The sequence below is a fragment of the Meiothermus sp. genome, assembly GCF_026004115.1.
Classification (GTDB): domain Bacteria; phylum Deinococcota; class Deinococci; order Deinococcales; family Thermaceae; genus Meiothermus.
Window position 1 is genome coordinate 681,578 of sequence record NZ_BPIM01000001.1, and the last position, 22,444, is coordinate 704,021.

Annotated in this window: 26 protein-coding genes; 10 read left to right on the plus strand and 16 right to left on the minus strand. The window is 60.9% G+C overall.

The features are described from left to right. Positions 1-6: 6 nt before the first annotated feature. On the minus strand, positions 7-1,437 hold the full coding sequence (locus tag Q0X23_RS03075) for an amidohydrolase (RefSeq protein ID WP_297858932.1): 1,431 nt from the start codon (positions 1,435-1,437) through the stop codon (positions 7-9). A 149-nt stretch (positions 1,438-1,586) separates the two neighbouring features. Between Q0X23_RS03075 and Q0X23_RS03080 the strand changes: the two genes are divergently transcribed. After that, on the plus strand, positions 1,587-3,323 hold the full coding sequence (locus tag Q0X23_RS03080) for a VanW family protein (RefSeq protein WP_297858933.1): 1,737 nt from the start codon (positions 1,587-1,589) through the stop codon (positions 3,321-3,323). Here Q0X23_RS03080 and Q0X23_RS03085 read toward each other — a convergent pair. The 5 genes from Q0X23_RS03085 to crcB all read right to left on the minus strand — a co-directional run bounded on the left by Q0X23_RS03085 (position 3,320) and on the right by crcB (position 6,899). Further along, complete coding sequence (locus tag Q0X23_RS03085; RefSeq protein WP_297858934.1) at positions 3,320-4,312, minus strand: diguanylate cyclase; 993 nt, start codon at positions 4,310-4,312, stop codon at positions 3,320-3,322. The genes Q0X23_RS03080 and Q0X23_RS03085 overlap by 4 nt on opposite strands. Before the next feature lie 142 nt (positions 4,313-4,454). Further along, positions 4,455-5,069, minus strand: coding sequence for a glycerol-3-phosphate 1-O-acyltransferase PlsY (gene plsY, locus Q0X23_RS03090; RefSeq protein ID WP_297858935.1), 615 nt, complete (start codon positions 5,067-5,069; stop codon positions 4,455-4,457). Positions 5,070-5,540: 471 nt separating this feature from the next. Next, positions 5,541-6,140, minus strand: coding sequence for a sulfite oxidase-like oxidoreductase (locus tag Q0X23_RS03095; protein ID WP_297858936.1), 600 nt, complete (start codon positions 6,138-6,140; stop codon positions 5,541-5,543). Positions 6,141-6,195: 55 nt separating this feature from the next. After that, the gene (locus tag Q0X23_RS03100; protein WP_297858937.1) at positions 6,196-6,528 is read right to left on the minus strand and encodes a DUF190 domain-containing protein; all 333 of its coding nucleotides are present in this window, start codon (positions 6,526-6,528) and stop codon (positions 6,196-6,198) included. Then, a complete protein-coding gene (gene crcB / locus Q0X23_RS03105; protein WP_297858938.1) occupies positions 6,525-6,899 on the minus strand; it encodes a fluoride efflux transporter CrcB in 375 nt (124 codons plus the stop codon). Before crcB ends, Q0X23_RS03100 begins: the two co-directional genes overlap by 4 nt. Before the next feature lie 80 nt (positions 6,900-6,979). Between crcB and Q0X23_RS03110 the strand changes: the two genes are divergently transcribed. The 3 genes from Q0X23_RS03110 (at position 6,980) to tgt (ending at position 9,951) form a co-directional block, all read left to right on the plus strand. Next, positions 6,980-7,489, plus strand: a complete 510-nt coding sequence (locus Q0X23_RS03110) for a DUF4384 domain-containing protein (protein WP_297858939.1) — start codon at positions 6,980-6,982, stop codon at positions 7,487-7,489. Beyond that, complete coding sequence (locus Q0X23_RS03115; protein WP_297858940.1) at positions 7,486-8,652, plus strand: hypothetical protein; 1,167 nt, start codon at positions 7,486-7,488, stop codon at positions 8,650-8,652. The genes Q0X23_RS03110 and Q0X23_RS03115 overlap by 4 nt, the downstream gene beginning before the upstream one ends. A gap of 144 nt (positions 8,653-8,796) precedes the next feature. After that, a complete protein-coding gene (gene tgt, locus Q0X23_RS03120; RefSeq protein WP_297861152.1) occupies positions 8,797-9,951 on the plus strand; it encodes a tRNA guanosine(34) transglycosylase Tgt in 1,155 nt (384 codons plus the stop codon). Here tgt and Q0X23_RS03125 read toward each other — a convergent pair. From Q0X23_RS03125 to Q0X23_RS03140, 4 genes are all read right to left on the minus strand, one after another. After that, positions 9,948-11,084 carry an AI-2E family transporter gene (locus Q0X23_RS03125; RefSeq protein WP_297858941.1) on the minus strand — a complete coding sequence of 379 codons (1,137 nt, stop codon included), beginning with the start codon at positions 11,082-11,084 and terminating at the stop codon, positions 9,948-9,950. The two genes, tgt and Q0X23_RS03125, sit on opposite strands and share 4 nt — an antisense overlap. Before the next feature lie 6 nt (positions 11,085-11,090). Then, the gene (locus tag Q0X23_RS03130) at positions 11,091-12,200 is read right to left on the minus strand and encodes an AI-2E family transporter (protein ID WP_297858942.1); all 1,110 of its coding nucleotides are present in this window, start codon (positions 12,198-12,200) and stop codon (positions 11,091-11,093) included. 18 nt (positions 12,201-12,218) lie between these two features. After that, positions 12,219-12,932: a M23 family metallopeptidase gene (locus tag Q0X23_RS03135; protein ID WP_297858943.1), complete on the minus strand. Its 714-nt coding sequence runs from the start codon at positions 12,930-12,932 to the stop codon at positions 12,219-12,221. Between the two features lie 69 nt (positions 12,933-13,001). Next, positions 13,002-13,298, minus strand: coding sequence for a L28 family ribosomal protein (locus Q0X23_RS03140; RefSeq protein ID WP_119339954.1), 297 nt, complete (start codon positions 13,296-13,298; stop codon positions 13,002-13,004). A gap of 105 nt (positions 13,299-13,403) precedes the next feature. On the opposite strand from Q0X23_RS03140, the gene lspA reads away from it, so the two are divergent. Beyond that, entirely contained in the window at positions 13,404-13,892 is a 489-nt protein-coding gene (gene lspA / locus Q0X23_RS03145) for a signal peptidase II (RefSeq protein WP_297858944.1), read from the plus strand. Between the two features lie 90 nt (positions 13,893-13,982). Here the strand turns inward: lspA and Q0X23_RS03150 are convergent, their stop codons facing one another. From Q0X23_RS03150 to Q0X23_RS03170, 5 genes are all read right to left on the minus strand, one after another. Continuing rightward, positions 13,983-15,029 (minus strand): hypothetical protein, encoded by a 1,047-nt coding sequence (locus Q0X23_RS03150; protein ID WP_297858945.1) that lies wholly within the window; start codon positions 15,027-15,029, stop codon positions 13,983-13,985. A gap of 115 nt (positions 15,030-15,144) precedes the next feature. Then, positions 15,145-15,375, minus strand: a complete 231-nt coding sequence (locus Q0X23_RS03155; protein ID WP_119339951.1) for a hypothetical protein — start codon at positions 15,373-15,375, stop codon at positions 15,145-15,147. Between the two features lie 139 nt (positions 15,376-15,514). Further along, positions 15,515-16,666, minus strand: a complete 1,152-nt coding sequence (locus tag Q0X23_RS03160) for a pyridoxal phosphate-dependent aminotransferase (RefSeq protein WP_297858946.1) — start codon at positions 16,664-16,666, stop codon at positions 15,515-15,517. Between the two features lie 48 nt (positions 16,667-16,714). Then, positions 16,715-17,239 (minus strand): DUF402 domain-containing protein, encoded by a 525-nt coding sequence (locus tag Q0X23_RS03165; RefSeq protein ID WP_297858947.1) that lies wholly within the window; start codon positions 17,237-17,239, stop codon positions 16,715-16,717. 88 nt (positions 17,240-17,327) lie between these two features. Then, positions 17,328-17,492 (minus strand): hypothetical protein, encoded by a 165-nt coding sequence (locus Q0X23_RS03170; RefSeq protein ID WP_297858948.1) that lies wholly within the window; start codon positions 17,490-17,492, stop codon positions 17,328-17,330. Between the two features lie 560 nt (positions 17,493-18,052). Here Q0X23_RS03170 and Q0X23_RS03175 point away from each other — a divergent pair. Further along, on the plus strand, positions 18,053-18,523 hold the full coding sequence (locus Q0X23_RS03175) for a hypothetical protein (RefSeq protein ID WP_297858949.1): 471 nt from the start codon (positions 18,053-18,055) through the stop codon (positions 18,521-18,523). 402 nt (positions 18,524-18,925) lie between these two features. On the opposite strand, the gene Q0X23_RS03180 is transcribed toward Q0X23_RS03175, so the two are convergent. After that, entirely contained in the window at positions 18,926-19,450 is a 525-nt protein-coding gene (locus Q0X23_RS03180) for a Uma2 family endonuclease (protein ID WP_297858950.1), read from the minus strand. Between the two features lie 104 nt (positions 19,451-19,554). Between Q0X23_RS03180 and paaA the strand changes: the two genes are divergently transcribed. The 4 genes from paaA to paaD are packed head-to-tail and all read left to right on the plus strand — an operon-like array spanning position 19,555 to position 22,364. Beyond that, positions 19,555-20,526 (plus strand): 1,2-phenylacetyl-CoA epoxidase subunit PaaA, encoded by a 972-nt coding sequence (gene paaA, locus Q0X23_RS03185; protein ID WP_297858951.1) that lies wholly within the window; start codon positions 19,555-19,557, stop codon positions 20,524-20,526. A 32-nt stretch (positions 20,527-20,558) separates the two neighbouring features. Continuing rightward, complete coding sequence (locus Q0X23_RS03190) at positions 20,559-21,119, plus strand: phenylacetic acid degradation protein (protein ID WP_297858952.1); 561 nt, start codon at positions 20,559-20,561, stop codon at positions 21,117-21,119. Beyond that, positions 21,109-21,867, plus strand: coding sequence for a 1,2-phenylacetyl-CoA epoxidase subunit PaaC (paaC, locus tag Q0X23_RS03195; RefSeq protein WP_297858953.1), 759 nt, complete (start codon positions 21,109-21,111; stop codon positions 21,865-21,867). Before Q0X23_RS03190 ends, paaC begins: the two co-directional genes overlap by 11 nt. A 2-nt stretch (positions 21,868-21,869) precedes the next feature. Beyond that, positions 21,870-22,364 carry a 1,2-phenylacetyl-CoA epoxidase subunit PaaD gene (gene paaD, locus Q0X23_RS03200; RefSeq protein WP_297858954.1) on the plus strand — a complete coding sequence of 165 codons (495 nt, stop codon included), beginning with the start codon at positions 21,870-21,872 and terminating at the stop codon, positions 22,362-22,364. The last annotated feature ends 80 nt before the right edge of the window (positions 22,365-22,444 follow it).

Below are 22,444 nucleotides of genomic sequence, written 5' to 3' on the forward strand. Positions count from 1 at the left end.
CCGGTATTAGCTTAGCTCGAGCGCCCCCCCCAACACCCGTCCCACCGGACGACCCTGCTCCCACAGGGTCAGGTCGGCGGGCGCGCCCGGGCGAATCTGGCCATGTTCGGGCCAGCCTGCCGCCAGGGCAGCGCCCCGGGTGTGGGCCCACAGCACCTCGGCGGGGGTCAGGTTCTGGGCTGGGTTTAAGGGGTGTGCCGTAGCGGCCTGGAGGTTCAGTTCAAAGAGGGGCCGCATCACCGGCGCATCCGAGCCGAAGGCCAGCGGCAGGCCGGTGTTCCAGAGGTCGCGCAGGCGGAAGGCCTCGAGTTCATGCCCCTTCAGATGATAGCGCACCAGCTCGGCATCACCCAGCAGGTGCATGGGCTGCATCGAGAGGGCCAGGTTTAGCCCCGAAAGCAGCAGCAGCTCGGCATCGCGCACGTGCTGGACATGCTCGAGGCGGAAAATACGCCGGGCCTGGAGCTTCAAGCGGTGAAAAACCTTCAGCGCCCCCTGTACCGCCCGCGTGCCGATGGCATGCACCACCAGGCCAAACCCAGCCTGCAAGGCTGCTTGTCCCTCACTTTCGATGAACTCGAGCGGGTCGAGCGCGAGGCCATGCGAGCCATCGGGATAGGGCTCGATCATCCAGGCGGTACGGCTACCCAGGGCCCCATCGGCAAAGAACTTGACCGCCGCTACTTCCAGGCGGTCGCCCCGCCAGCCGGGCCGGGTTTCGCGCCAGTGGTCTTTGTCCAGCGCCCACCACAGCCGCACCGGCAGCCGTCCCGATTGGGCCAGTTGCTCGGCCAGGCTGTAGTGGCACCAGCCCATGTGATGAACGGCGGTGTAGCCCCGGCAGGCCAGGTCTTGCAGGCCACGCTCGAGCTCGGCCAGGCCGGGCCGGGGCAGCACCCGGTTGACCAGCTCCTGGGCGTTCTCGAGCAGATATCCGGTGGGCCTGCCCTGTGCATCCCGCACCAGGGCCCCCCCCGGAGGGTCGGGGGTTTCGGGGGTTATGCCCGCTTGCTCCAGGGCCTGGCTATTGGCCCAGGCCGAGTGGCGGTCGCGGCTCTGCAAAAACACCGGGTGATGCGGGGCAGCGGCGTCCAGCAGTTCGCGGGTAGGGTAGGCCCGAAACAAATAGCCCCCGCCGCGAATCCAGGCGCCGGGGGACAGAGTGCGGGCCTTCTCGGCCACCCTTCGCGCCACGGCCTGGGGCTCGGTCAGGCCGTCCAGATCCAGGCTCTCCAGTTGCAGGCCCCACATCTGCGGATGGGCATGGGCTTCGTGCAGGCCGGGGGTAAGCTGCTCAAAAGACTTCTTTTTAGCGCCGGGGTAACGGGCGCTCAGGTCTTCCAGGCGGCCCACATCGGCAATACGCTCGCCCTCGAGATAGACCGCTTCGGCCTGATCCATTTCGCTCATGGTTTCTACGCGCCCATATAGCAGCATGGGGGCATCCTATCCCGCCCACCGCCAGCGCTCAAGTTGGGGGTCTTTTGCCCTGACGCTTTTGTCTTGCGACCTGAGACCCTCAAGAACTTGATTGGGTGATTACCTTCACACCTGGCCCATACCCAGCCGCTATACTCAGAAGCCGAATGAAACGGAGCTTGCTGATTAGTTTGGGAGTTTTCACCGGCCTGGTACTGGGCTGGGCTGTATTCGAGCGCTACCACCACCAGCGGGTGTTTGCAGGCGTAGAGGCCGCCGGGGTCGCGGTGGGCGGCCTGACCCTGGACGAGGCTGCCGCCAAAATTAGCGCCGCCACACAAAACATTACACCACCCCGCCTCACCCTCAAGGCAGGCGGACAAACCCTCGAGGTCTCTGCTGCCGAGCTTGGCTGGAGGCCGGATGCGCGCGCCACCGCCGAGCGGGCCTTCGCCGTGGGCCGTACCCGCTTTACCGAGCGCATAGCAGCTCTGTTGGGGCAGGTCAAGGTACCCCTCGTGCCCAGCGTGGACGCTGGCGCTCTGGAAAAGCGCCTGCAAGCAATTGCCCAGTCCCTCGAGTCCCCCCCCCAGAACGCCAAGGTCGTGTTTAAGGACGGTCAGTACCTGGTGACCCCAGAAAAAGCAGGGCTAAAGCTGGACATTCAGAGCGCGATTGAAACCTATGTGCTGCATCCTGAGCAGACCGTGCTCGAGTTCTTCCCCAAAACCCTCACCCCCCGCCTCACGGCCCCCATGCTGGAGCCTGTGGCCCGGCGGGCCAACGAGCTCCTGCGGCCCGTCACCCTGGTGTATGTCGAACCCAGGCCGGCCGGGGGTAGGAATGTACATAAACGCACCCTGAACAGCCGTGAGGTGGCCGCGCTTTTGAGCGTGCAGGAGGACGTCAAGGTTAATGTCCCGGCCCTGAATAAAATCCTGGCCCAGATGGCCCGCTTTGACCGGCTGCCGGTGGATGCGCGCTACGTCCTGAGCCCTGAGGGGCAACTGGTGGTGCGCCCGGAGGTGGAGGGCTGGAAGATGAACCAGCCCGAAACCCGCAAGCGACTGGAACTTGCCCTGCTGCGCCCCGATATCAGCGAGTTTGCCTTGACCGTGGTTCCCAAAGCTGCCCAGGTACGGGCCGCCGACCTCCCCAGGGCCGAAGACCTTCAGTTGCTGGCCGAAGCCACCACCTACTACGGCGGCTCGGCAGCCGAACGCATCGCCAACGTCCACGCCGCCGCCCGCAATCTGGATGGCTACATCGTGCCAGCAGGTGGGGTCTTCAATTTCAACGACGCCATCGGCAACATTAGCCCCGAGAACGGTTTCATGGAAGCCCTGGTCATCTCCGGAGGGCGCACCATCAAGGGCGTGGGGGGCGGGGTCTGTCAGGTCTCCACCACCGCCTTTCGGGCCTTGTACCAGGCCGGGCTGCCCATCCTCGAGCGCAACCAGCACGCCTACCGGGTGCGCTGGTATGACCCCATCGTGGGCTACGACGCGGCGGTGTACCAGCCCTACCTCAACCTGCGGGCCACCAACGACACCCCTGGCCCCCTGGTCGTGCGCACCGCCTTCACCCGCTCCACTCTCACGGTGCGGCTCTACGGCATCCCCGACGGACGGCAGGTTTCGGTTTCCAAACCCACCATCCTTTCCCGCACCCCCCACCCGCCGCCGCAGTACATCGTGGACAACAGCCTGCGCCCCGGCCAGGTCAAGCAGGTCGACTGGGCGGTGGATGGCTACCGCACCCGCATCACCCGCACCATCACCCACCCCGACGGAAAAGTGGAGGTGGACGTGCTCACCTCCAACTTCCGCCCCTGGCGGGCGGTCTACCAGGTGGGACCCCAGACGCCTACACCAGGGGATGAAGTGGCCTCGAGGTTGCCCTAGGCCGGACTCAGCTCCACCCGGTTGCGGCCCAGGTGTTTAGCCTGGTACAGCGCTTTGTCGGCCCGCTCGAGCAAATTGTGGATACTGTCGCCCATGTGCCCTTCGGCCACGCCAAAGCTGGCCGAGACGGCCCCCACCTCATCGAAGGGCCAGAAGGCGATGTCCTCGCGCAAACGTTCCACTGCAGCCAGTACATCGTGCTGGCTTTCGCCACGCATAACAATCATGAATTCTTCGCCGCCCCAGCGCCCCAGCATGTCGCCCTTTCGCAATGAAGACCGCAGGCGTCGGCCCACCTCTTTGAGCACCTGATCACCTACGTCATGTCCGTAGCGGTCGTTAATTTGCTTGAAGTGGTCAATATCCAGTAGAACCACATACAAACCGAACATATGTTGCGATGCCTCTTCCAGCACCTCACTCAGGGCCAGGCGATTGGGCAGCCCGGTTAGGGGGTCGGTGCGGGCCAGGGCGTGCATTTGCAGTACCTGCCGGTGCGCATCGGCCAGCTGATCCTTGATGCTGGCCAGCGCGTAGAGCAAGCCAGCCATGGCAAACAAGCGCATCTCATTCCGCACAAAAGCCAGGAACTCGTCGCGGTGGCTTCCCAGCGCCACCCCTCCCCCCAGGCGGAATAGGCCCAAGGCCAGGGTCATCACAAACAAGGCCAGGCTGTACATCAAGCCCCTGCGGGCATCAAAAACGATGTAGAGCAAAATCATCAAAAAAGCCATGACCCAGTAGGTGCTCTCGATCTCGACCCAGTTTTTTGTGAGATCGCCCCAGAAGAAGTAGTAGCCCAGCTTGATGGTAAAAAAGGCTGCCGTGATGGCAACAACTTCCCGTTCGATAGACTCCAGTTTAGCTTTGTGAAACAGCCGCCAGGCCCAGCTCACACACAGCAGAATGAACGCTGGATACAGCCAGTGAATGAACCCTTCCTCGGGACGAAATATCCAGATCAGTACCAAAACGGGGATGGCCAGCACTACGCCCCAAAAGTAGACCGTTCGCTTTCTGTTACTTGTCCAGTCCAAATGCACCCCCCTTGCACGCCATCAGTCTAAGGGGTTTGGCGGGGAATCTTTACTGCAAATGGGCACACCCATGCCATTGGGGCGTAACGGTAGTCTATTTAGCCACCTCCGAGTTAGACGCTTTATCGCCCAAGCGACGCTCATTTCCAGCCTGTAGGCGCTTAATGTTTTCACGGTGCGTCCAGAAAATAAGGCCAGCCAGCACCAGCAGGGTCAGGATTTCCCACAAAGGTCGTCCCAGTGCAATGGTAACAATCACAGCGGCCAGACCTCCAATCATACTTCCGGCGGATACAAACCGGGTAAGCCACATGGTGAGCACGCCCACCGGAAAAGCCAGCAGGGCCACCAGGGGGTCGAGGAACAACAGGGTACCAAAACTGGTCGCTACCCCCTTTCCTCCTGTAAAGCGCAGAAAAACCGAATAGTTGTGACCGAGCACCGCAGCCAACGCTACCCCCCCCAGCAAGGGCCCTTCGATGCCAAACAAGCGGGCCAGCAAAACCGCGATACCTCCCTTGAACACATCGAACACAGCCACCAGTGCTGCCGGGCCCGCCCCCAGGGTACGCAGGATGTTGGTAGCCCCAGTATTGCCCGAGCCCACTTTCTGGATGTCTACGCCATAGTAGCGGGCCACCCAAGCGCCCGCAGGAATCGCGCCAAACAAATAGGCCAGCAGCAAGATGAGCCAGGTTGTCCACTCCACACAAGCATTTTATATGACCTTACCGGGGCGCTACGTACGCATAGCTCAGGGACTGCCCTGAAAGTCGCCTGGTTGCTCTTCGTGTGCCATGCAAAGGGTTTGGAGGGTGTGCGTGAAGGCCATCCTCGGTACGGTTGCAGCATTCGGATTTTGGACGCCATAAAACATATCTAAGTACACAGGTAATACCAGATTCGGTTAGTTTGTCACTGAACAGTGACGTACTAACCCGACTGAAAGGAGTGCTCTAGGATTCAAAAAGATAGCCTCTGGGGATCTTTGGTTTGAATGACTATCTTTTTGAATCCGGTATAACTTGTTTTACGGCACGTATTGAAGCACGTTGATTGCCCCAAATTGCGATGTGCGGCTCATGGAGAGGGACTATAGTGTTTACCGAGTTCCTGTTTACCAGACCACTAAGCACATAGAAGCGTCCAGAAGCTATCTTTTTCGACTATCGGCCAAAGACTATCCGCTATCGCTAAAGCGCTCCTCTTTCCAGGGATCGCCCCGGCGGTGGTAGCCGTTCACTTCCCAAAAGCCCAGCTCTTCCTTATCCAGAAATTCCAAAGCGCGCACCCACTTGGCGCTTTTCCAGGCGTACAGGTGGGGCACCACCAGGCGCAAAGGGCCACCGTGGTCGCGGGGAATGGGCTGGCCAAAAAGGGTGTGGGCCAGCAGGTTTTGCTCGAGCAAAAAATCGTCCAGGCTCAGGTTGGTGGTATAGCCCCCGTAGCAGTGCACCAGCACAGCCCTGGCCTGCGGCTTGAGTTTGACCTGCTGCATCAGGTCCGGCACACGAATACCGCTCCACTGCACGTCCAGCTTGCTCCAGCGGGTCACGCAGTGGAAGTCGGCGGTCAGGTCGGACTGTGGGAGGGCCATCAAGTCTGGCCAGCTAAATGTTTTGGCCTCTTCCACCTGCCCCTTGATTTCAAAGCGCACCTCCTCGGGGCGCACGGTGGGGGTGGGGCCGTAGGTGAGCACGGGGAACTTCTCGGTGAGTACCTGGCCGGGGGGTACCCGGTTGGTGTCCAAGTTTTTGGGCTTAAAAAAGTTGCCAAACATACCCGAAGAATAGCCGCGGGGCCGTGGCGCTCGGGTAAGCGGGGGCACAAAACCCCTAGCGCGAACGGTACTGGATGACCTCCACTTTTTCCATGGTGATAAGCCCCTCCCGCACCATTTGATCCAGGGTGGGCAGGAAGGCCTGAATCTTTTCCTCGCTGTCCACAATCTCAATGCAGATGGGCAGGTCTTCGGAAAGCTGGAGAATTTTGGCGGTGTGAATGCGGGAATGGGCACCAAAGCCCATGAATCCCTTGAAGACCGTGGCTCCGGCCAGGCCCGATTTTTTGGCCTCGAGCACAATGGCCTCGTACAGCGGTTGACCCTGCCACTTGTCCGACTCCCCCAAAAAAATCCGCACCAGTTTGGCTTCCCCTTGCAGCTTCATACCCACCTCCCGGCCCAGCGGTAGGCCAGCCAGACCACCCCAAAGCCCAGCAGCACGCTACCTGCGACATACAAAAAGGCTTTGGGCCACTCCCCCTGCTGCACCAGGGTGAGGGTCTCCCAGCTAAAGGTGGAAAAGGTAGTGTAGCCCCCCAACACCCCCACCGCCAGAAACAGCCGCCACTCTGGGCTCAGGGCCCCGTCCAGGCTCAGGCGCAGCACCAGGCCAATCAAAAAGCTGCCGGAGAGGTTAATCAGAAAGGTGCTCCAGGGGAACCCCGGCCCGCTGAGGCCCTGCACCCAAGCCCCCAGCCCATAGCGCAGCGCGGCGCCTATGGCGCCCCCCAGCATGACCAGCAGATAGCGCTCCACGCTGCACAGTATCTTCCCTAAAGCCCACTTTAATCCAGCCCTCTACCGTGCTCTCAGGAAAAGCAGGTTAGACTTTTGGGATGAGATTTTGGAGCGTTGCAATTTTAATGCTGCTATTGGGAGCTTGCGCCCCCCAGCCGGGGATTAGCGATAACCAAAGGCGGGAATGGGGTTTACAGCCCATCATTGGCAACTTTGCACCCGACCGGGGCGAGGGCGGCAAGTACAAGCTGCGCGAACGGGTGTTTTTCAGCTTCACCCTGAGCCAGCCCGGCTACGTGACGCTGGTGACCATGGACTCCGACTCCACCACGGTGGTGCTCGAGCGCAACGTGCAACTGCCCGCCGGACGCCACACCTTCCCCCTGGCCACCGACCGCAACGCCCAGGGCCAGGCCACCTATCTGGTGGTGCCCCCCCTGGGGCCTTCGCGCTTTAGGCTCCTGTACACCAGTACCCCGGCCACCAACCGCGAGCTATTCCGGGGCAAGCTAAGCAACGAGGAGTTCAACCGCCATACCCAGGCCTACCTGAGCGAGGCCCCGGTGCGCGATGTGGCCGAGACCTGGATGGAGGCAGGACCCCAATGAGGACTTTATTATTGCTGTTCCTGACCCTTGTGCTGTTGGTAGCGTGTGGCCCCACCCCACCCCAAAACAGCCTGGATTTGAAGCCCAATGCGGTGGTGCTGCCCGACGACGAGGTCGATTCGGCTACCGCCACCGATATGAACGTGCAAACCGACAAAGACCTGACCGCAGGCCAGATTGTGATCAGCGATGAGGGCGAGGGTCTGGTACGCCGCATTACCGAGGTCACCCAGACCGGCGCGGGAATGGTGGGGGGTCAGGCGGTACGAAAGTTCTACCTCAAGACCGAAGATGCTGCCCTCGAGGACGCCATAGCCTCGGGCGAGGTGAGCCTCGAGACCGACCTGACCATCGGCGAGGCCAACATGGTGCAGGCCCTGGACGGGGTGAGCGTGCAAGACTTCACCGGAAAAATCAACCTGACCAACGTCAAGTTCGATATTCCAGGGGTTCCTGGCGCTTCCATCACCCTGAATGGCTTTATCGAACAAACCCTCAAGCCCAGCTTCAACCTCAAGTTCAGCAGCGGCAGCATCGAGGTGTTCAAGGCCGGTATGAGCGGTGCTCTAAAGGCGCAGGTGACCGCCACCATCCAGGCCAACGCCAGCTATAACCCCTTTAGTCTCAACAAAGAACTGGCCTCCTGGAACATCAAGCGGACCTTTTTGGTGGGCAGCGTGCCGGTGGTGGTGGTGTTGCAGCCCAAGCTGATTGCCGGGGTGAGCAGCAAGGCCAGCGGCAAGGTGACGGTAACGGTGGGCATCGCCCCTACCTTCAACACCAACGTCCAGCTCGACTATAATCGCAGCCGCACCACCAACGGCGGCTGGAACAACACCTTTACGGCCAGCTTTGCCCTCAACCCCACCTTTAACTACTCGGTGCCGGTGCAGGGCGCGGGAAGCGCTTTTGCGGGGCTGGCCATGGACATCAAGTTTTATGGCCTGGCGGGGCCCAGCCTCGAGGCCAAACCCTTCATCAACCTGACCCTCTCCGGCAACAATGGCTCGGCCACGCTCAAAAGCGGCATCAACGGTAGCAGCAAGGTCGAGGCCGGCTTTAAGGTGCTGGGCAAGGGCCTGGAAACCAGCTACAACGGCCCCAGCATCGAGCAGGCCCGCACCTTTAGCTGCCAGGCCCCCAGTACCTGTACGGCCAACTAGACTGCCGAAAGCTCAAGACTGCAGGCTAAAAAGAAAAAAAGCGAACAGTCGCCCTAGCCAAAGCGTGGGTGGGGGAGGCAGGTTGGCTTGCGGCTGCGGGTTGCTGGCCTTGCACATCAGCTCAACAACCCCGAAAATACCCAGGTGTTCAAGTTTTCCATCACCGCCCAGTCCGGCAGGGCCCGCACCGGGCTTTTTAGCACCCCCCACGGCGAGGTGCAAACCCCGCTCTTCATGCCGGTGGGCACCCAGGGCAGTGTGAAGGGGATTTCACCCAGGGAACTTAAAGAAATTGGCTCGCAGATTATCCTGGGCAACACCTACCATCTGCTCCTGCGTCCCGGCCCCGAGCGGGTGCGGGCCTTGGGCGGGCTGCACAAGTTTGCTGCCTACGATGGCCCCTGGCTCACCGACTCGGGCGGCTTTCAGGTGATGAGCCTGGGCGACCTGCGCAAAATTAGCGAGCAGGGCGTGACTTTTCGCAGCCACCTGAATGGCGACCTGATTGCACTGACCCCGGAATACAGCATCCAGGTACAAGAGGCCCTGGGGGCCGATATCATCATGGCCTTTGACGAGTGTCCCCCCTATCCGGCCACCCCCGACTACCTGAAGGCTTCGATTGAGCGCACCCTGCGCTGGCTCGAGCGCTGCCTGAAGGCCAAAACCCGCCCCGACCAGGCCCTTTTTGCCATTGCGCAGGGCGGTACCGACCTGGCCCTTCGTAAGGCCAGCGCCGAGGCCACCGTGGCTTTCGACACCCCGGGCCTGGCCATTGGGGGGCTGGCGGTGGGCGAGCCCAAGGAAGGCATGTACCCGGCGGTTGCGCTCTCCACGCAGCTTTTACCCGAGCATAAGCCCCGCTACCTGATGGGGGTAGGCCACCCCGAAGACCTGGTGGCCTCGGTGGCCCTGGGGGTGGATATGTTCGATTGTGTATACCCCACCCGCACCGGGCGCTTTGGCTATGCCCTGGTGCCCGAGGGCCGCCTGAACCTGAAGCTCACCCGCTACCTCGACGACCCCCGCCCCATCGACCCCGAGTGCGACTGCTACGCCTGCACGCACTTCAGCCGGGCCTACCTCTCGCACCTGGTGCGGGCCGAGGAGATGCTGGCCCCCCGCATGATCTCGCTGCATAACCTGCGCTACCTGCACCGCCTGATGGAAAGCGCTCGATCTGCCATCCGGTCCGGCGATTATGGCGAGTTTGCCAAAGACTTTGCCGGTAAGCGCTTTGGACGCGCAATTCCCCCATGGTTTACCGGGGCTCTTCAGGAAGGGGGGCACTGGCCTTAGCCCTCCTGGTAGAAACGGCTATTCAGGTAGTAGTCGGTGTACAAGATTTTTATAAAGGCCATCAGAGGTACCGATAGCAAGGCCCCGCCCAGGCCAAAAAGCGAGGCGCCAATCAGCACCGCTGCAATGCCCGTGACCGGGTGCAGGCTGGTGGTACGGCCCATAATCACCGGCCATACCACCCCTTGAATCTGGTTACAGATCCACAGGGCCAGGGCCACCACCGCCAGGGCCAGCCAGCCCAGCGGCAAGGCCAGCACCAACGCGGGGATGGCCGAGATAATCACGCCCAGCACGGGTACAAAGCTAAAGATAAAAGCCAAAAAGCCCAGCGAGATGGCCTGGGTCAGAACCTCGAGGCCAAACCCCTGAAAAAAGCCAAACGATACATACATCACTACGGTAATGAGCAGCCCATTGAACAAAGCGCCCAGAAGGGTGCCGCGCACGTAGCCCCCAAAGGCCATGTCGGCTTTCTGGGCCAGCTCGAGGGCCTGTGGCTGGTAGGGCTGGGGTATGGCCTTGAAGAGGGCCGAACCAATGCGGGGCAGGTCGTAGAGCAGGTATATCGAGATGGTAATCACGGTAAGAAGCTGAAAAGCACCGCCCAACAGCCCCGTGACAAAGCCCAGCAGGTTCCCTCCCTGGGCCAGCACCCCCTGGAGGGCCTGGAGCAAGGTCTGAATGAAAGCCTGGAGCAAGGTCTGTAGGTTGAGGGTGGCCTGATTGAGGGCCTCGAGCAGCACCGGCGGTAGCTCGAACCGGCCTATGTGTTCGGGCAGTTTTTGGGCCCAGTCGATGAGGGGCTGCAAAAGTACGGGTAAACCGGCAGCAAAGCGGGCCAGCTGGCCCACCATGCCGGCCAGCAACACCGTAGCCAGGCCCATGAAAAAAAGCATGCCCACAAAAACAGTCACCACGCCCAAGGCCCGGGTCAGGCGGCGCACTTCAAACCAGCGCACCACCGGGTTGGCTATGTACGAAAACACAAAAGCCGCCAGCACAATCCCGATGGCCGTGCGCGCGCCGTTCAAAATCCAGCTTAGAAATAGCAGCCCCAACCCGGCCAGAGCTGCGTACACCGCCAAGCGAACCCAGGGGTTCTGCCAGGCCCAGTTCAACGTTGCGCCCATACCACCTCAGCCCTCACGGTAGAACCGGCTGTTCAGGTACAGCTCGGTGTAGAGAACCTTGAAGAAAGCCATCAGCGGCACGGCCACCAGTGCGCCGACCAGCCCGAAGAGGCTCGAGCCCACCAGTATGGCTCCAATCACGCTCACCGGATGCAGGCTGGTGGTCTGGCCCAGAATGCGGGGGCTAAGGATGTGGGCTTCAATCTGATTGGCCGCGACCACTACCGCCAACACCGCGACTACCTGGGGCCACCCCACCGTGAGGGCCAGCAGCAGTGCCGGAACGGTAGATATGATGACCCCCGCAAACGGAATCAGGTTGAATACCGCCGCCAGGAATCCCAGCGACCCCGCCAGCGGAACCCCAGACACCCCCAGGCCCAGCGCCACAATCAAGCCCACCCCAATGGCCACCAGGAGCTGTCCCCGGATGTAGCCCCCTACTGCCCGGTCTAGCTTGGCTGCGATGTCGGCTGCCAGGGGTTGGTAGGGCAGGGGAATGGCCTGGAAAAGGTTTTTGGAAATTTGCGGCAGATCGTAGAGCAGATAAATGGAGATAATCAGCGCCGCAAAGAGTTGCAGCACCCCCCCTACCAGGGAAGCCAGGAACCCGATCAGGTTGCCCCCCTGGGCCAGCAGGGTGCGCAGCCCCTGCAATAGGGTCTGGGTAAAGCCCTGTAGCAGGGTTTGCAGGCTCTGGGCGGCCTGAGCAAAGGCCCCTTCCAGCGCAGGCGGCAGCTCAATCTGGCCAATACGCGAGGGCAGGTTTTCTATCCAGTTCAAAAGGGGGGCTAGAATGCGGGGAAGCTCTGTGGCAAAGCGGGCCAGCACATTGATCATATCGGCCATCAGGAAGGAAGCCAGCCCCAAAAACAACCCAAGCCCCAGGTAGACCAGCAGCACCCCTACAAAACGGGGCACCCGGCGCTTTTCCAGGGCCCGCACAATGGGCGAGGTCAGATAGGCAAAAAGAAAGGCCAAAAAAAGCGTAACCAAAGCCCCTCTGGCCCCCCCCAGCACCATGCCCAAAAGCTGAAGGAGCAGGTAAGCCAGTACGGCATACGCTGCCACGCGCACCCACAACAGCTTCCAGATCTCGGTAAGGTCGCGGCGCATGGGGACTACAATACCGCATCAGGGCAGGCCAAACTCGAGCTTCCCCCGAGCCCGCACCGCCTCGGGTGCGAGGCCCTGACCAAAATACCGGTCTTTATCGGGCTCACCGTCCCACAGCTCAAAAAGCAGGCGCGCCCCCTCGCCCGTACCCCGCAGCGCTGCCTCGGTACCGCTGTTGCCTACCCGGCCAATCCACTGCCCCTTGTACACCTTGCTGCCCACCTTAAGCCCTGGGGCAACACCGGAAAGGTGGGCGTATACCGTGGTATAGCCCTCAGCGTGACGAATCCAGATCTCCCGCCCGCGCAGTTTGTCCATCTGTTCCGGGCTGGCCCCTCCCGCCACCGCCCGTATCAGGGCCTCGAATTCGGCCCGGGACATTTCCTTGTAGTTGGTTTCGGCCTTAACCACCTCGCCCCCGGCCGCGGCCACCACCCCCATACCGAAGCGCACCGGTACACAGGCATCGTCGCCGGTAAACACAAAGCCGGGGTTGGTGCCTTTGCGGTATTCGCGGGGGGCACCGGGCAGGTTGGTGTCGGTTTTGGGCAGACAAGCCCCCGGCAAGGGCAGAGCAAATCCCTCGGGGCCTTTTTGCAGCTCTTGCTTGAGCCGGGTAACTTCTGACTGCAAACCCGCTATTTGCCGCCGGGCGCTGGAGAGCTGGCCGCTCTGCCACAGAGCCAGGAGCGTGACCAGTGCCAGGACAATCCAGCCGGGCTTGATCGGCATGCGTTTATTCTATGCGAAAGAAAAACAAGGGACACCATAGGAGGTGTCCCCGGCATTCGGCTTTAGGCCTTACAGCAGACTCAAAAGGCGGGCTTTAATCTGCTTGGCAGTAAGGCCCTCGAGCTTCATACCTTTGGATCGCTCGACGAGCTCGTAGACCTTGTGGGCGTGGCTGTTGGCCACCCGGAAGGTGATGTTCTGGCCCGCTACCGTAACCTTCACTTTGCGCAGGTTCGGTTCTTGCCAGTGCTTGGTGTAACCGGTAATCTTCTTACCCACCCCACCTTCACGCTTGGCCTTGCCGCGGGTAATGATGCTGTAGGCCACCGTGGGGCGCTTGCCGCTAATTTCGCAAATCTTCGACATCGCAGAACTCCTAACTGCCAGCACAAGGGAAGAAGTCCCTTGTTTCAGGGCAACGGCACCGAGTATAGCATACCCTCACACAGCCGTGCTAGACTTCCCAGCGGTATGAATATTGCCACCTGGCTGGTTCCTGCCCTGCTGGTCGCCGACCAGGCTATTAAGCTCATGGTGCTGTGGGCGGTTGGCCCCCGCATCTTCGACCCTGGGGTAGGCGCTATTTTCCTGACCAACTTGTTCTGGATTGTAGACGCCACTTTCATCAAGAACACCGGCGCGGCCTTTGGCATTTTTCAGGGGGGTGCCCGCATTCTGGTCTGGGTAAGCCTGGCAGTAGGCCTTGGGATACTGGTTTACCTGAGCCTGAACCACCGCCGGGTCTCGCGGCTGGGCCAGGTGGCCTTCTCCCTGATTGCTGCAGGGGCACTGGGCAATGCTGTAGACCGGCTGGGCCACGGCTGGGTGGTGGACTATGTGGACATCAACCGCACCGGGCTGGCTATTTTGGACAACTTTCCCATCTGGAATCTGGCCGATAGTTGTGTGGTCATCGGGGTTATTCTTTTACTACTGCCCCAGCGCAGGCGACGGTACTGATGGGCACGACTACAAACCCCCCTCCCGACGGGAGAGGGGCTGGGATAGGGGCTCGAATGTCGGCCCTGTATCTTTGATGGCGCACTAACCTTAGCCAATGCCCTCGGCCACTTCAATGCGTAGCAACGAACGCACATGCTCGAAGTGGTTGACAATGGTGGCTAGCGAGGAACCAGCAAATAGCAGTCCCAGGGCCAGATTACCCCGCTCACTCAACACCAGCGAACCGGAGTCGCCGGGGGCCGAGATGTTGGTGGTAACAATCTGGTCAATGAAGCGGGCCACCCGCCCGCCTCCATAGTTCACGTCTATCGTGGCCCCCAGTACGGTAATGCGGCCGGTGGTCATGTTGGTGGTACGCCCGGTTTTCTTGACCCGCTGCCCCACCAGTGTTTTGGAGCGGGGCTGCCAGCCCTGCACGTAGCCGTTCCAGTAAATCTCCCGGTCGAGGTCGTGGAACTGGCCCTCGGCAATGGCTGCGTCCACCAGGTTGCGGTGCTGGGCCCTTGGCACCGGCGGCTCGAAGGTAATGGGCACAAAGCGGCTGAGCCGGGCAATCAAGTCGGCAGGGAGGGTACCCCCATCGAACACCCCCGGCTGCAGGATGGGGTCGCCCAGGCTGGCACCGTTGGAGTTGGCCAGCACATGGTTGTTGCTGAGAATGTAAAAACGCGGTGGGATGCCCAGCCCGTGCGCCGGGGGGCTCACGGTCGCGCCGGGCAGAAAGTCGTAGACGGCGGTAGCCATGGTACCTGCCGTAACCCTGAAGTGCCCCACGCTATAACCACCCTCGGCAGGCCGAATGCGCCGGGTAAGGGTCTGTACCCCTATCTCCTCGGCGTTGCCGGCAAACACCTCGCCAATGGCCAGTACGTCGGTCTGCATATCGCCGAGCTTGGCCGGAATCAGGTCGGCCCGGCTGAGCTGGTTGCGCTCCAACTTCTGGCTGACCAAGACCACCAGGGCCGGTTCACCGGTCGGCTCGCCGTTCTTCCACTTGACCCCCACCCCCATGCCGCGCACATTCGGGCGCATGGCCTCGGGTGCTAGAAAATCATCTTGCGTGACCAGCTTGGCTTTTTCGGCCTCGGCCTGGGCACTGGCCGAAAGCATGGCTTTGGCTTCGTTAATAGGCATATCGTCCCCCTGCAGTTTGGGTAATGGTCCCCTGCTAATGCCCACGTAATGCAGAATCAGAGGTGGCTTATAACCGAGTGGCCTCGACACTCTTCTGACCGGAAGAAAAACCCTTTCACTGGGCCTGCACCGAGCCCACTTCCCGCACCCGCACCGGCACCCCCTCGAGGTTCCTGGGAACCCGCTCGTGCGGTTGCAAGGCCGCCAGCGGCAGCTTACGGCTCACCAACACCACCACCACCGCGCGGCCCTGCTCCTCCCCCCGCCCCACCCCCACCACATTGGGTAGGGCCATCAGGTGGGGGGTGTGTTTCTCGATGAGCGCTTGCAGGGTCTCCTCGGTCATACACCCTCCGTTCTCCCCGGGCTTTTCCGCGTCAAGTACCGGGGCAGCAATTCGGTGCTACCGGAAACACCGTCTACACAGCGTAACCCCAGGAGCGTTACATCTGCGTTACGGTTAGGATTGGGGCTCCACACCCGTTTTAGAGAATCGAGGCGATGCGCTCCAGGGCCTTGCGGATGTTGGCCTCGCTGGTAGCGTAGCTAAAGCGCACGTGGTGGGGGGCGGCGAAGTCGGTGCCGGGTACTACCGCCACCCGGGCCTCGTTCAGAAGCTTGAGGGCGGCCTGGTTTTCGTCGGGATCAATTTTGGACACGTCGGTGAGCACGTAGAAAGCACCGTTCACCTTGGGCGTGGGCAGGCCCAGTGCATTCAAGCCGTCCACAATGATGCTCCGCCGTGCACGGTAGGCCTCGCGGGCCATGGAGATAAATTTTTGCGCCTCGTCCACGTTGTTCAGGGCCTCGACCATGGCCCACTGGGCGATGGTGTCGGGGCTGGTGGTGGACTGGCTGGAAACGTCAATGATGCCCTTAATCACGTCCTTGGGGCCGCCAGCGTAGCCGATGCGCCAGCCGGTCATGGCGTAGGCTTTGGCCGCGCCATTGATGGTGATGGTGCGATCGGGGGCTACGTGGGCCGGCGAGAAGTGTTCGCCCTCGTAGATGAGGTGTTCATATATTTCGTCTGAAACAATATAAAGGTCGTGCTTGTTGGCCAGCTCGGCAATGGCTATCAGCACCTCTTTGGGGTAGACCGCTCCGGTGGGGTTGCCGGGCGAGTTAAGCACGATGGCCTTGGTGCGGGGGGTAATCTTGTGTTCGACCTCGGCAGGGTCGGGGATAAAGCCCGACTCGGGGCCGGTGTTGACCTCGACCGGCACGCCTTCGGCAAAGCGGGCCATCTCGGGGTAGCTGACCCAGTAGGGGCCAATCACAATTACCTCGTCGCCGGGGTCGAGAATAGCCTGGAACAGGTTGAAGAGGGCCTGCTTGCCACCTACCGTTACCACGGTCTGGTCGGGGGGAATCTCGAGGCCGTTTTCACGTTTGAACTTGGCGCTGATGGCTTCGCGCAGTTCGGGGATGCCCGCAGGAGGAGCGTATTTGGTCTTACCCGCCGCCATGGCCCTGGCCGCCGCATCCTTGACGAACTGAGGGGTGTCGAAGTCGGGCTCGCCGGCGGTCATGGCGATCAGGTCTACCCCCTGACGACGCAGCTCGAGGGCTTTGGCATTCACCGCCACCGTGGAGGAGGGCTTCATGGTTTTGACGCGCTTGGACAGGCCTCGCATACCAGTAGATTGTCCTGGGTTGAGCGGATGGGGTCAAGAGCCGGCTTGCTAGAACCGCTCGAGCCAAGCTCCCCCCTGCCCCGGCGGGAGCACCGGCCACTGCCGACGGCGCATGTGCCGCTGCACCTGTTCGACTGCGCGGGTGGCCTGCTCTACCCACTCGGTGGGGTACAGCGGGGCTTTGGCGGCGAACTCCTCGAGGTCGAAGGTCTGGCAGCGGTGATCGGCCCGGCACTTGATGTCTATTTCCAGGTCGTACTGCCAGATGCGGCCTGGCTCAAAGCGTGGTGGCGTCTGGATGTTCCAGTAGTATTCCAGCACCTTTCCCTCGGCGTCCAGGTCGGGCCCCCCCGAGTACCAGCGCCCCACAAAAAAAGCCACATAGGCCTGGTGCTGTACCCGCAGCACCCGGTTTTTGCTGACGTGGTGAAAGGTAAAACCCAGCGGCATGTAGACCAGCACCCCTTCCTCGCGCAGTTCGTATACCTGGGCCTCCCACCAGTAATGCAGCTTCTCGGCAGGGTATTTCCAGAACTCAATGCGCACCGTCTGGCCTATCTGGTAGTGCTCCATAGAAATCGCTCTTCCATCCGTACACGAAGCGTAGCCGATTTTTTACGGGGGTTTCAGGCATGGCGCTCTCAGCGTATCGCAAATGGGGTCAGTGCGGCTTATTCGCTTCAGCATCGTCGTCCCGGTCTTTGAAGCGCTCGAGCTCCTCGCGTTCCTCTTCCGGATTGGTAACACTCCAGATATAACGAACCAACACCACCAGGCCCACCAGGGCCAATAGGGTGAACAAGATCAAAAGAGCCGAAGAGAACACGGGACGCCTCACCTTTGGGCCATAGCAAAAATCGAACTGTACCGGGGAAGTACGGATTCACGAGTGAATCCAGATCGGTTGAAGCCTTATGAATAAGAGCATAACACACCCCTTGGCCCTGCCGTGACCAGAAACCTGCCCTGGCGAAGCGATGTTTTTTCGTTGCGAGTATAGCCAAACTACCTTGCTGTTAGAGAATTTCGAGCCGGATTTTGCTGCCGCCTTGCCAGATTTTATACCGGATTCAAAAAGACAGTTTACAAAACCAAAAACACCAGAGGCTGTCTTTTTGAATCCTAGAGCACTCCCTTCGGTCGGGTTAGTTCGTCACCATTCGGTGACGAACTAACCGAATCTGGTATTCGCTCCTGGATTGAAGCCCACCAAACCCTGGGGGATCAGCAGGCAGTCAAATAGAAAAAGCGCGTTCAGCACTGAAAAATCTGCGATATTTCGTTACTTCCGCGGGAGATCGGATAAGAGGCATATGAGTTTCGGCTCTCGGGCCATTAACGCCTTCTTGTCCTGGCCTCAGAAGCGCCGGTGCTAGGCTAGCGGACATGAAGTGGTCATCCTTGGGCCTGTTGGTATCGGGAAGTGTATTGATCTTCGCGGCCTGCGCCCCCAGGGCCAGCAGCCCCTCCGAAAGCAGTGTGCCCATCAAGCCGGGCGAAACCTACGTGCTGGAGGTGCGGGGCCTCCAGATTGCCAGGGGCAATAGCTTCACCCTGACGGTTGGAACCAACCTCGAGCGCCGCACCACCCTGGGGCGCGACTGGTTCTTCGTGACGGCCCGTCCCATCACGGCGGCGGCCCGTGGGGCCAACTTTAACTATTACCCCGACCGCCAAACCCTGAGCGTGGTGGTCATGCTGGATGCAGCCGTTAACCGTAACCAGGCCAGCCGGTTGGAAGTGCTCTACTGCGACCTGAAGCCGGGCCAGGGCGGCTGGACGGGCTCGGCCAACTACGACGCCAGCCTTAAGGACAAAACGCTCAAGGATGGAACCTGCACGCTCCGGCGAACTTGAGGGCACCCTAGAAGGCGCGCTAGCGTGCCACCCACTCAAGCTTCGCCACGCCTCCTCCGGATCTCCCTACGATGCCAAAGCGTAGGGAGATTTTATTGGTATGACTAATACCAGATTCGGTTAGTTCGGCGCCGGATGGCGGCGAACTAACCCGACCGAAGGGAGTGCTCTAGGATTCAAAAAGATAGCCTCTGGGGGTTCTTTGGTTTGGATGATTATCTTTTTGAATCCGGTATAATGTACACTGCCCCTGCCTCAGCTTAAGGCCTGATTTATCCAGTGACCCAAACCAGCTTCGAGAAGCACCGGGGGCTCGAGGCCCCACAGGCAAAGGACGCTTTAGCTACCTTGCCTGTACACAAAACCAGGCCCGAACAAGATATATGCGGTCATGGGCTTGCATTAGACCCACCACTCGAGCCTGTCCTCCCCAAACGCCAGCGGCGCCACCGCCGTGCCTTTCTCGAAGTAGACGGGCTGGTAGTCCGGGGCGCGGTAGACTTCTAGCTTTTCTTCCAGCAGGTTCACAATCCAGATTTCCGGGATGCCAGCGCGAATATACAGGGGAAGCTTCATGGTGCGGTCAAAAACCAGCGTTGCGTCACTCACCTCGATGATCAAAAGGATATCGGCAGGGCCGGGTGGGCGGTCGTCGTAGCGCGACCCAGGCGGCACTGTAAGGACAAAGTCCGGCTCGGGCTCCGACTTGTCGTCGAGCTGGATTGGAACCTGGCAGAACATGTAGGTCTTATCCTTCAGCTTAGTAACGATCTCGTAGTTCAGGGCTCCGATGTAGCGACGGTGCTTGTTGCCCATTGGGGACATGATGTAAACCTCACCGTTAATTAGTTCTACGCGGCCCTGCCCCAAGGCTCCGGCAGCATAGGCTTTGTGGTAATCCTCGACGGTGAAACGGTGCTTCACCATGGCCAAAGTATAGCAATCCTGGTTCGGGCCACTTTGAAATTTTGATTACCTCGAGCTAAACTAGCAAAAACTAACAAGCGTTAGTTTGGTAAACGGGAGGAGAGATGCCAGTAAAGTACGGAGTGCCCAGCGACCCTGATTACAACGAGCGCCTGGCCGAGTTCGAGGCCCGCATCAAGCGTGGCGAGAAAATCGAGCCTGGTGACTGGATGCCCGAGGAGTACCGCCGCCAGCTTATTCGCATGATCTCGCAGCACGCCCACTCCGAGGTGGTGGGCATGCTCCCCGAAGGGGCCTGGATTACCCGCGCCCCCACCCTCAAACGCAAGATGATCCTGGTGGCCAAGGTGCAGGACGAGGCCGGTCACGGCCAGTACCTCTACCACGCCGCCGAGACCCTGGGTGTGAGCCGCGAGGCCATGCTGGAAGCCTTGCTCGCAGGTAAAGCTAAGTACTCCTCCATCTTCAACTACCCCACCCTGACCTGGGCCGACATCGGCACCATCGGCTGGCTGGTGGATGGGGCGGCCATCAAGAACCAGACCATGCTGGCGGCCTGCTCCTATGGCCCCTACAGCCGGGCCATGGTGCGCATCTGCGCCGAGGAGACCTTCCACCACAAGCAGGGCAAGGAGATGGTGCTCTTGTATGCCAAAGGCACCCCCAAGCAGCGCCAGATGGCCCAGGACGCCATCAACCGCTGGTGGTGGCCGGCCCTGATGATGATGGGGCCCCACGACCAGGACAGCCCCAACACGGAAGTGCTGGTGCGCTGGGGCATCAAGACCAAAACCAACGACCAGGTGCGGCAGGAGTTCATCAACGAACACGCCCCCGAAATCCTGGAGGCGGGCCTCACCCTCCCCGACCCCGACCTGCGCTACGACGAGAAAACCGGTAACTGGCTGCACGGCCCCATCAACTGGGACGAGTTCTGGCAGGTGGTAAATGGCAACGGCCCCATGAACAAAGAACGCCTGGAAGCCCGGCGCCGCGCCCACGCCGAGGGGGCCTGGGTGCGCGAAGCCCTCGAGGCCTACGCGGCCAAACGGCAAAGATCCGCTGTTGCCGTTTAGTGGGCTATCGACAAGGCGCTGCGGAGGACAGCATGGATACACAGTGGCCCCGCTGGGAAGTCTTCAAGCAAGACAGCCCCAATAAGCCGCACCAGGCGGTGGGTTCGGTGCACGCCGCCGACCCCGAACACGCCCTCCTGACCGCCCGCAACATCTTTGCCCGGCGGCCTCAGGCGGTCAGTATGTGGGTGGTGCGGGCAGAAGACATTTACTCCTGGACCCAGGAAGAAGTTGCCGAAGGCCAAATGACGAAGGGGGAAAGCTACCAGGCCCAGGTCGGCCAGTATCTGGTTTTTCGCAAGACCAGCCACAAGCGCTCCATGACCTTTGTGGATTACGTGGGCGAAGTGCAGGCGGCCACCCCCGAGGAAGCCCTAAAGAAGGCCCAGGCAACCTTTACCGATGCCCTGGCCCTGGCCTGGTGGATTGTGCCCACCGACAGGGTGTACAAAAGCGACCCCAGCCCAGAAACCATCCAGAGCTGGTTCGCCCCAGCCAAGGACAAAACCTATAAGCAGCAGCAGTACTACGCCACGGTAGGCTCCCACATCAGCAAACACAAAGTGGGGCGGGGGGTGGAAGATGAGAAGTGAGGTTCGTGAGGCCCTGATTGCCAAACTGACCGCCCTGGCCGACGACGAGGTGATTCTGGCCCACCGGGGCAGCGAGTGGACCGGCCACGGGCCGATTCTAGAGGAGGACATTGCCCTGGCCAACATCGTGCAGGACGAACTGGGCCACGCCACCCTGTGGTACGGCCTGCGTCAGCAGCTCGATGGCTCCGACCCCGACCAGCTGGCTTTTTTCCGCGATGCCTACGGGTACCGCTGTTGTGAGCTGGTCGAGCTGCCCAAGGGCGACTGGGCCTTCACCATGCTCAGGCAGTACCTGTACGACCTGTACGAAGCTCTCTGGCTCGAGGCCGCCCAGCACAGCACGTACAAGCCCCTGGCCGAAGCGGTACAAAAAATCATGCGCGAGGAGCGCTTCCACCTCCAGCACACCCAGGCCTGGGTGGAGCGGCTGGGCCAGGGCACCGACGAATCCAACCGCCGCTTGCAGCAGGCCCTGGACATGCAGTGGGGCTACGCCCAACAGCTTTTTGTGCCCATCCCCAGCGAAGAGCTGCTGGTAGCCGAGGGCATCGTACCCGACCTTTTGCCCCTTAAGGAGCGGTGGCTCGAGCACAGTACCCGCCACCTGCAAAACGCCGGCCTCGAGCTGCCCATCAACCCCGGCTACCAGCCCACCTCCCGCACCTACCACACCGAGCACCTGTGGAGCATCCTGGCCGAGATGCAGTCCACTGCCCGCTGGGACACCGAAGCCAAGGTCTGGTGATTATGACCACCCTGCCCAGCACCAAGCAAGTCTGGGAGGCCCTGGCCCGGATTCCCGACCCCGAGATTCCGGTCATCAATATAGTCGAGATGGGCATTGTGCGGGAGGTGCATATTGAGGGCCCCAAGGCCATTATCAGCATGACCCCCACCTTCTCGGGCTGCCCGGCTTTGCACCTGATCCGGGAGCAGTTGGAGCAAACCGCCCGCTCGCTGGGCTTTGCGGAGGTCGAGGTGAAAACCGTGCTCTCGCCGCCCTGGAGCACCGACTGGATCACCCCCGAGGCCAAGGAGCGGCTGCGGCAGTACGGGATTGCGCCTCCCAAGCCGGCGCAGGAGCAGGGTTCGTTGATTGCGCTCGAGGCTGCCCCTACACGCTGCCCGCGCTGCGGCTCCTTCAACACTTCGGTCAAGAACACCTTTGGCCCCACCCTGTGCAAGGCTATTTATGTGTGCAACAACTGCAAAGAACCCTTCGAGAGCTTCAAAACGGTCTGATGTAACGCTGGCAAGCCCTTTGCAGGTCAAATGTAGCTACGTTCCTCCAATGCTTGGGTATATAATTGCATCGCTATAAG

Bases quoted from the DNA above. Each gene is read 5' to 3' on its own strand.
- Q0X23_RS03180 (WP_297858950.1), bottom strand. From the start codon at position 19,450: ATGGTGAAGCACCGTTTCACCGTCGAGGATTACCACAAAGCCTATGCT.
- Q0X23_RS03125 (WP_297858941.1), bottom strand. From the start codon at position 11,084: ATGGGCGCAACGTTGAACTGGGCCTGGCAGAACCCCTGGGTTCGCTTG.
- Q0X23_RS03190 (WP_297858952.1), top strand. From the start codon at position 20,559: ATGGATACACAGTGGCCCCGCTGGGAAGTCTTCAAGCAAGACAGCCCC.
- Q0X23_RS03160 (WP_297858946.1), bottom strand. From the start codon at position 16,666: ATGCGAGGCCTGTCCAAGCGCGTCAAAACCATGAAGCCCTCCTCCACG.
- Q0X23_RS03140 (WP_119339954.1), bottom strand. From the start codon at position 13,298: ATGTCGAAGATTTGCGAAATTAGCGGCAAGCGCCCCACGGTGGCCTAC.
- Q0X23_RS03075 (WP_297858932.1), bottom strand. From the start codon at position 1,437: ATGCTGCTATATGGGCGCGTAGAAACCATGAGCGAAATGGATCAGGCC.
- paaC (WP_297858953.1), top strand. From the start codon at position 21,109: ATGAGAAGTGAGGTTCGTGAGGCCCTGATTGCCAAACTGACCGCCCTG.
- Q0X23_RS03135 (WP_297858943.1), bottom strand. From the start codon at position 12,932: ATGCCGATCAAGCCCGGCTGGATTGTCCTGGCACTGGTCACGCTCCTG.
- Q0X23_RS03095 (WP_297858936.1), bottom strand. From the start codon at position 6,140: ATGTTTGGCAACTTTTTTAAGCCCAAAAACTTGGACACCAACCGGGTA.
- Q0X23_RS03110 (WP_297858939.1), top strand. From the start codon at position 6,980: ATGAGATTTTGGAGCGTTGCAATTTTAATGCTGCTATTGGGAGCTTGC.
- Q0X23_RS03115 (WP_297858940.1), top strand. From the start codon at position 7,486: ATGAGGACTTTATTATTGCTGTTCCTGACCCTTGTGCTGTTGGTAGCG.
- lspA (WP_297858944.1), top strand. From the start codon at position 13,404: ATGAATATTGCCACCTGGCTGGTTCCTGCCCTGCTGGTCGCCGACCAG.
- Q0X23_RS03165 (WP_297858947.1), bottom strand. From the start codon at position 17,239: ATGGAGCACTACCAGATAGGCCAGACGGTGCGCATTGAGTTCTGGAAA.
- Q0X23_RS03175 (WP_297858949.1), top strand. From the start codon at position 18,053: ATGAAGTGGTCATCCTTGGGCCTGTTGGTATCGGGAAGTGTATTGATC.
- paaD (WP_297858954.1), top strand. From the start codon at position 21,870: ATGACCACCCTGCCCAGCACCAAGCAAGTCTGGGAGGCCCTGGCCCGG.
- Q0X23_RS03150 (WP_297858945.1), bottom strand. From the start codon at position 15,029: ATGCCTATTAACGAAGCCAAAGCCATGCTTTCGGCCAGTGCCCAGGCC.
- Q0X23_RS03155 (WP_119339951.1), bottom strand. From the start codon at position 15,375: ATGACCGAGGAGACCCTGCAAGCGCTCATCGAGAAACACACCCCCCAC.
- paaA (WP_297858951.1), top strand. From the start codon at position 19,555: ATGCCAGTAAAGTACGGAGTGCCCAGCGACCCTGATTACAACGAGCGC.
- Q0X23_RS03080 (WP_297858933.1), top strand. From the start codon at position 1,587: ATGAAACGGAGCTTGCTGATTAGTTTGGGAGTTTTCACCGGCCTGGTA.
- Q0X23_RS03130 (WP_297858942.1), bottom strand. From the start codon at position 12,200: ATGCGCCGCGACCTTACCGAGATCTGGAAGCTGTTGTGGGTGCGCGTG.
- Q0X23_RS03100 (WP_297858937.1), bottom strand. From the start codon at position 6,528: ATGAAGCTGCAAGGGGAAGCCAAACTGGTGCGGATTTTTTTGGGGGAG.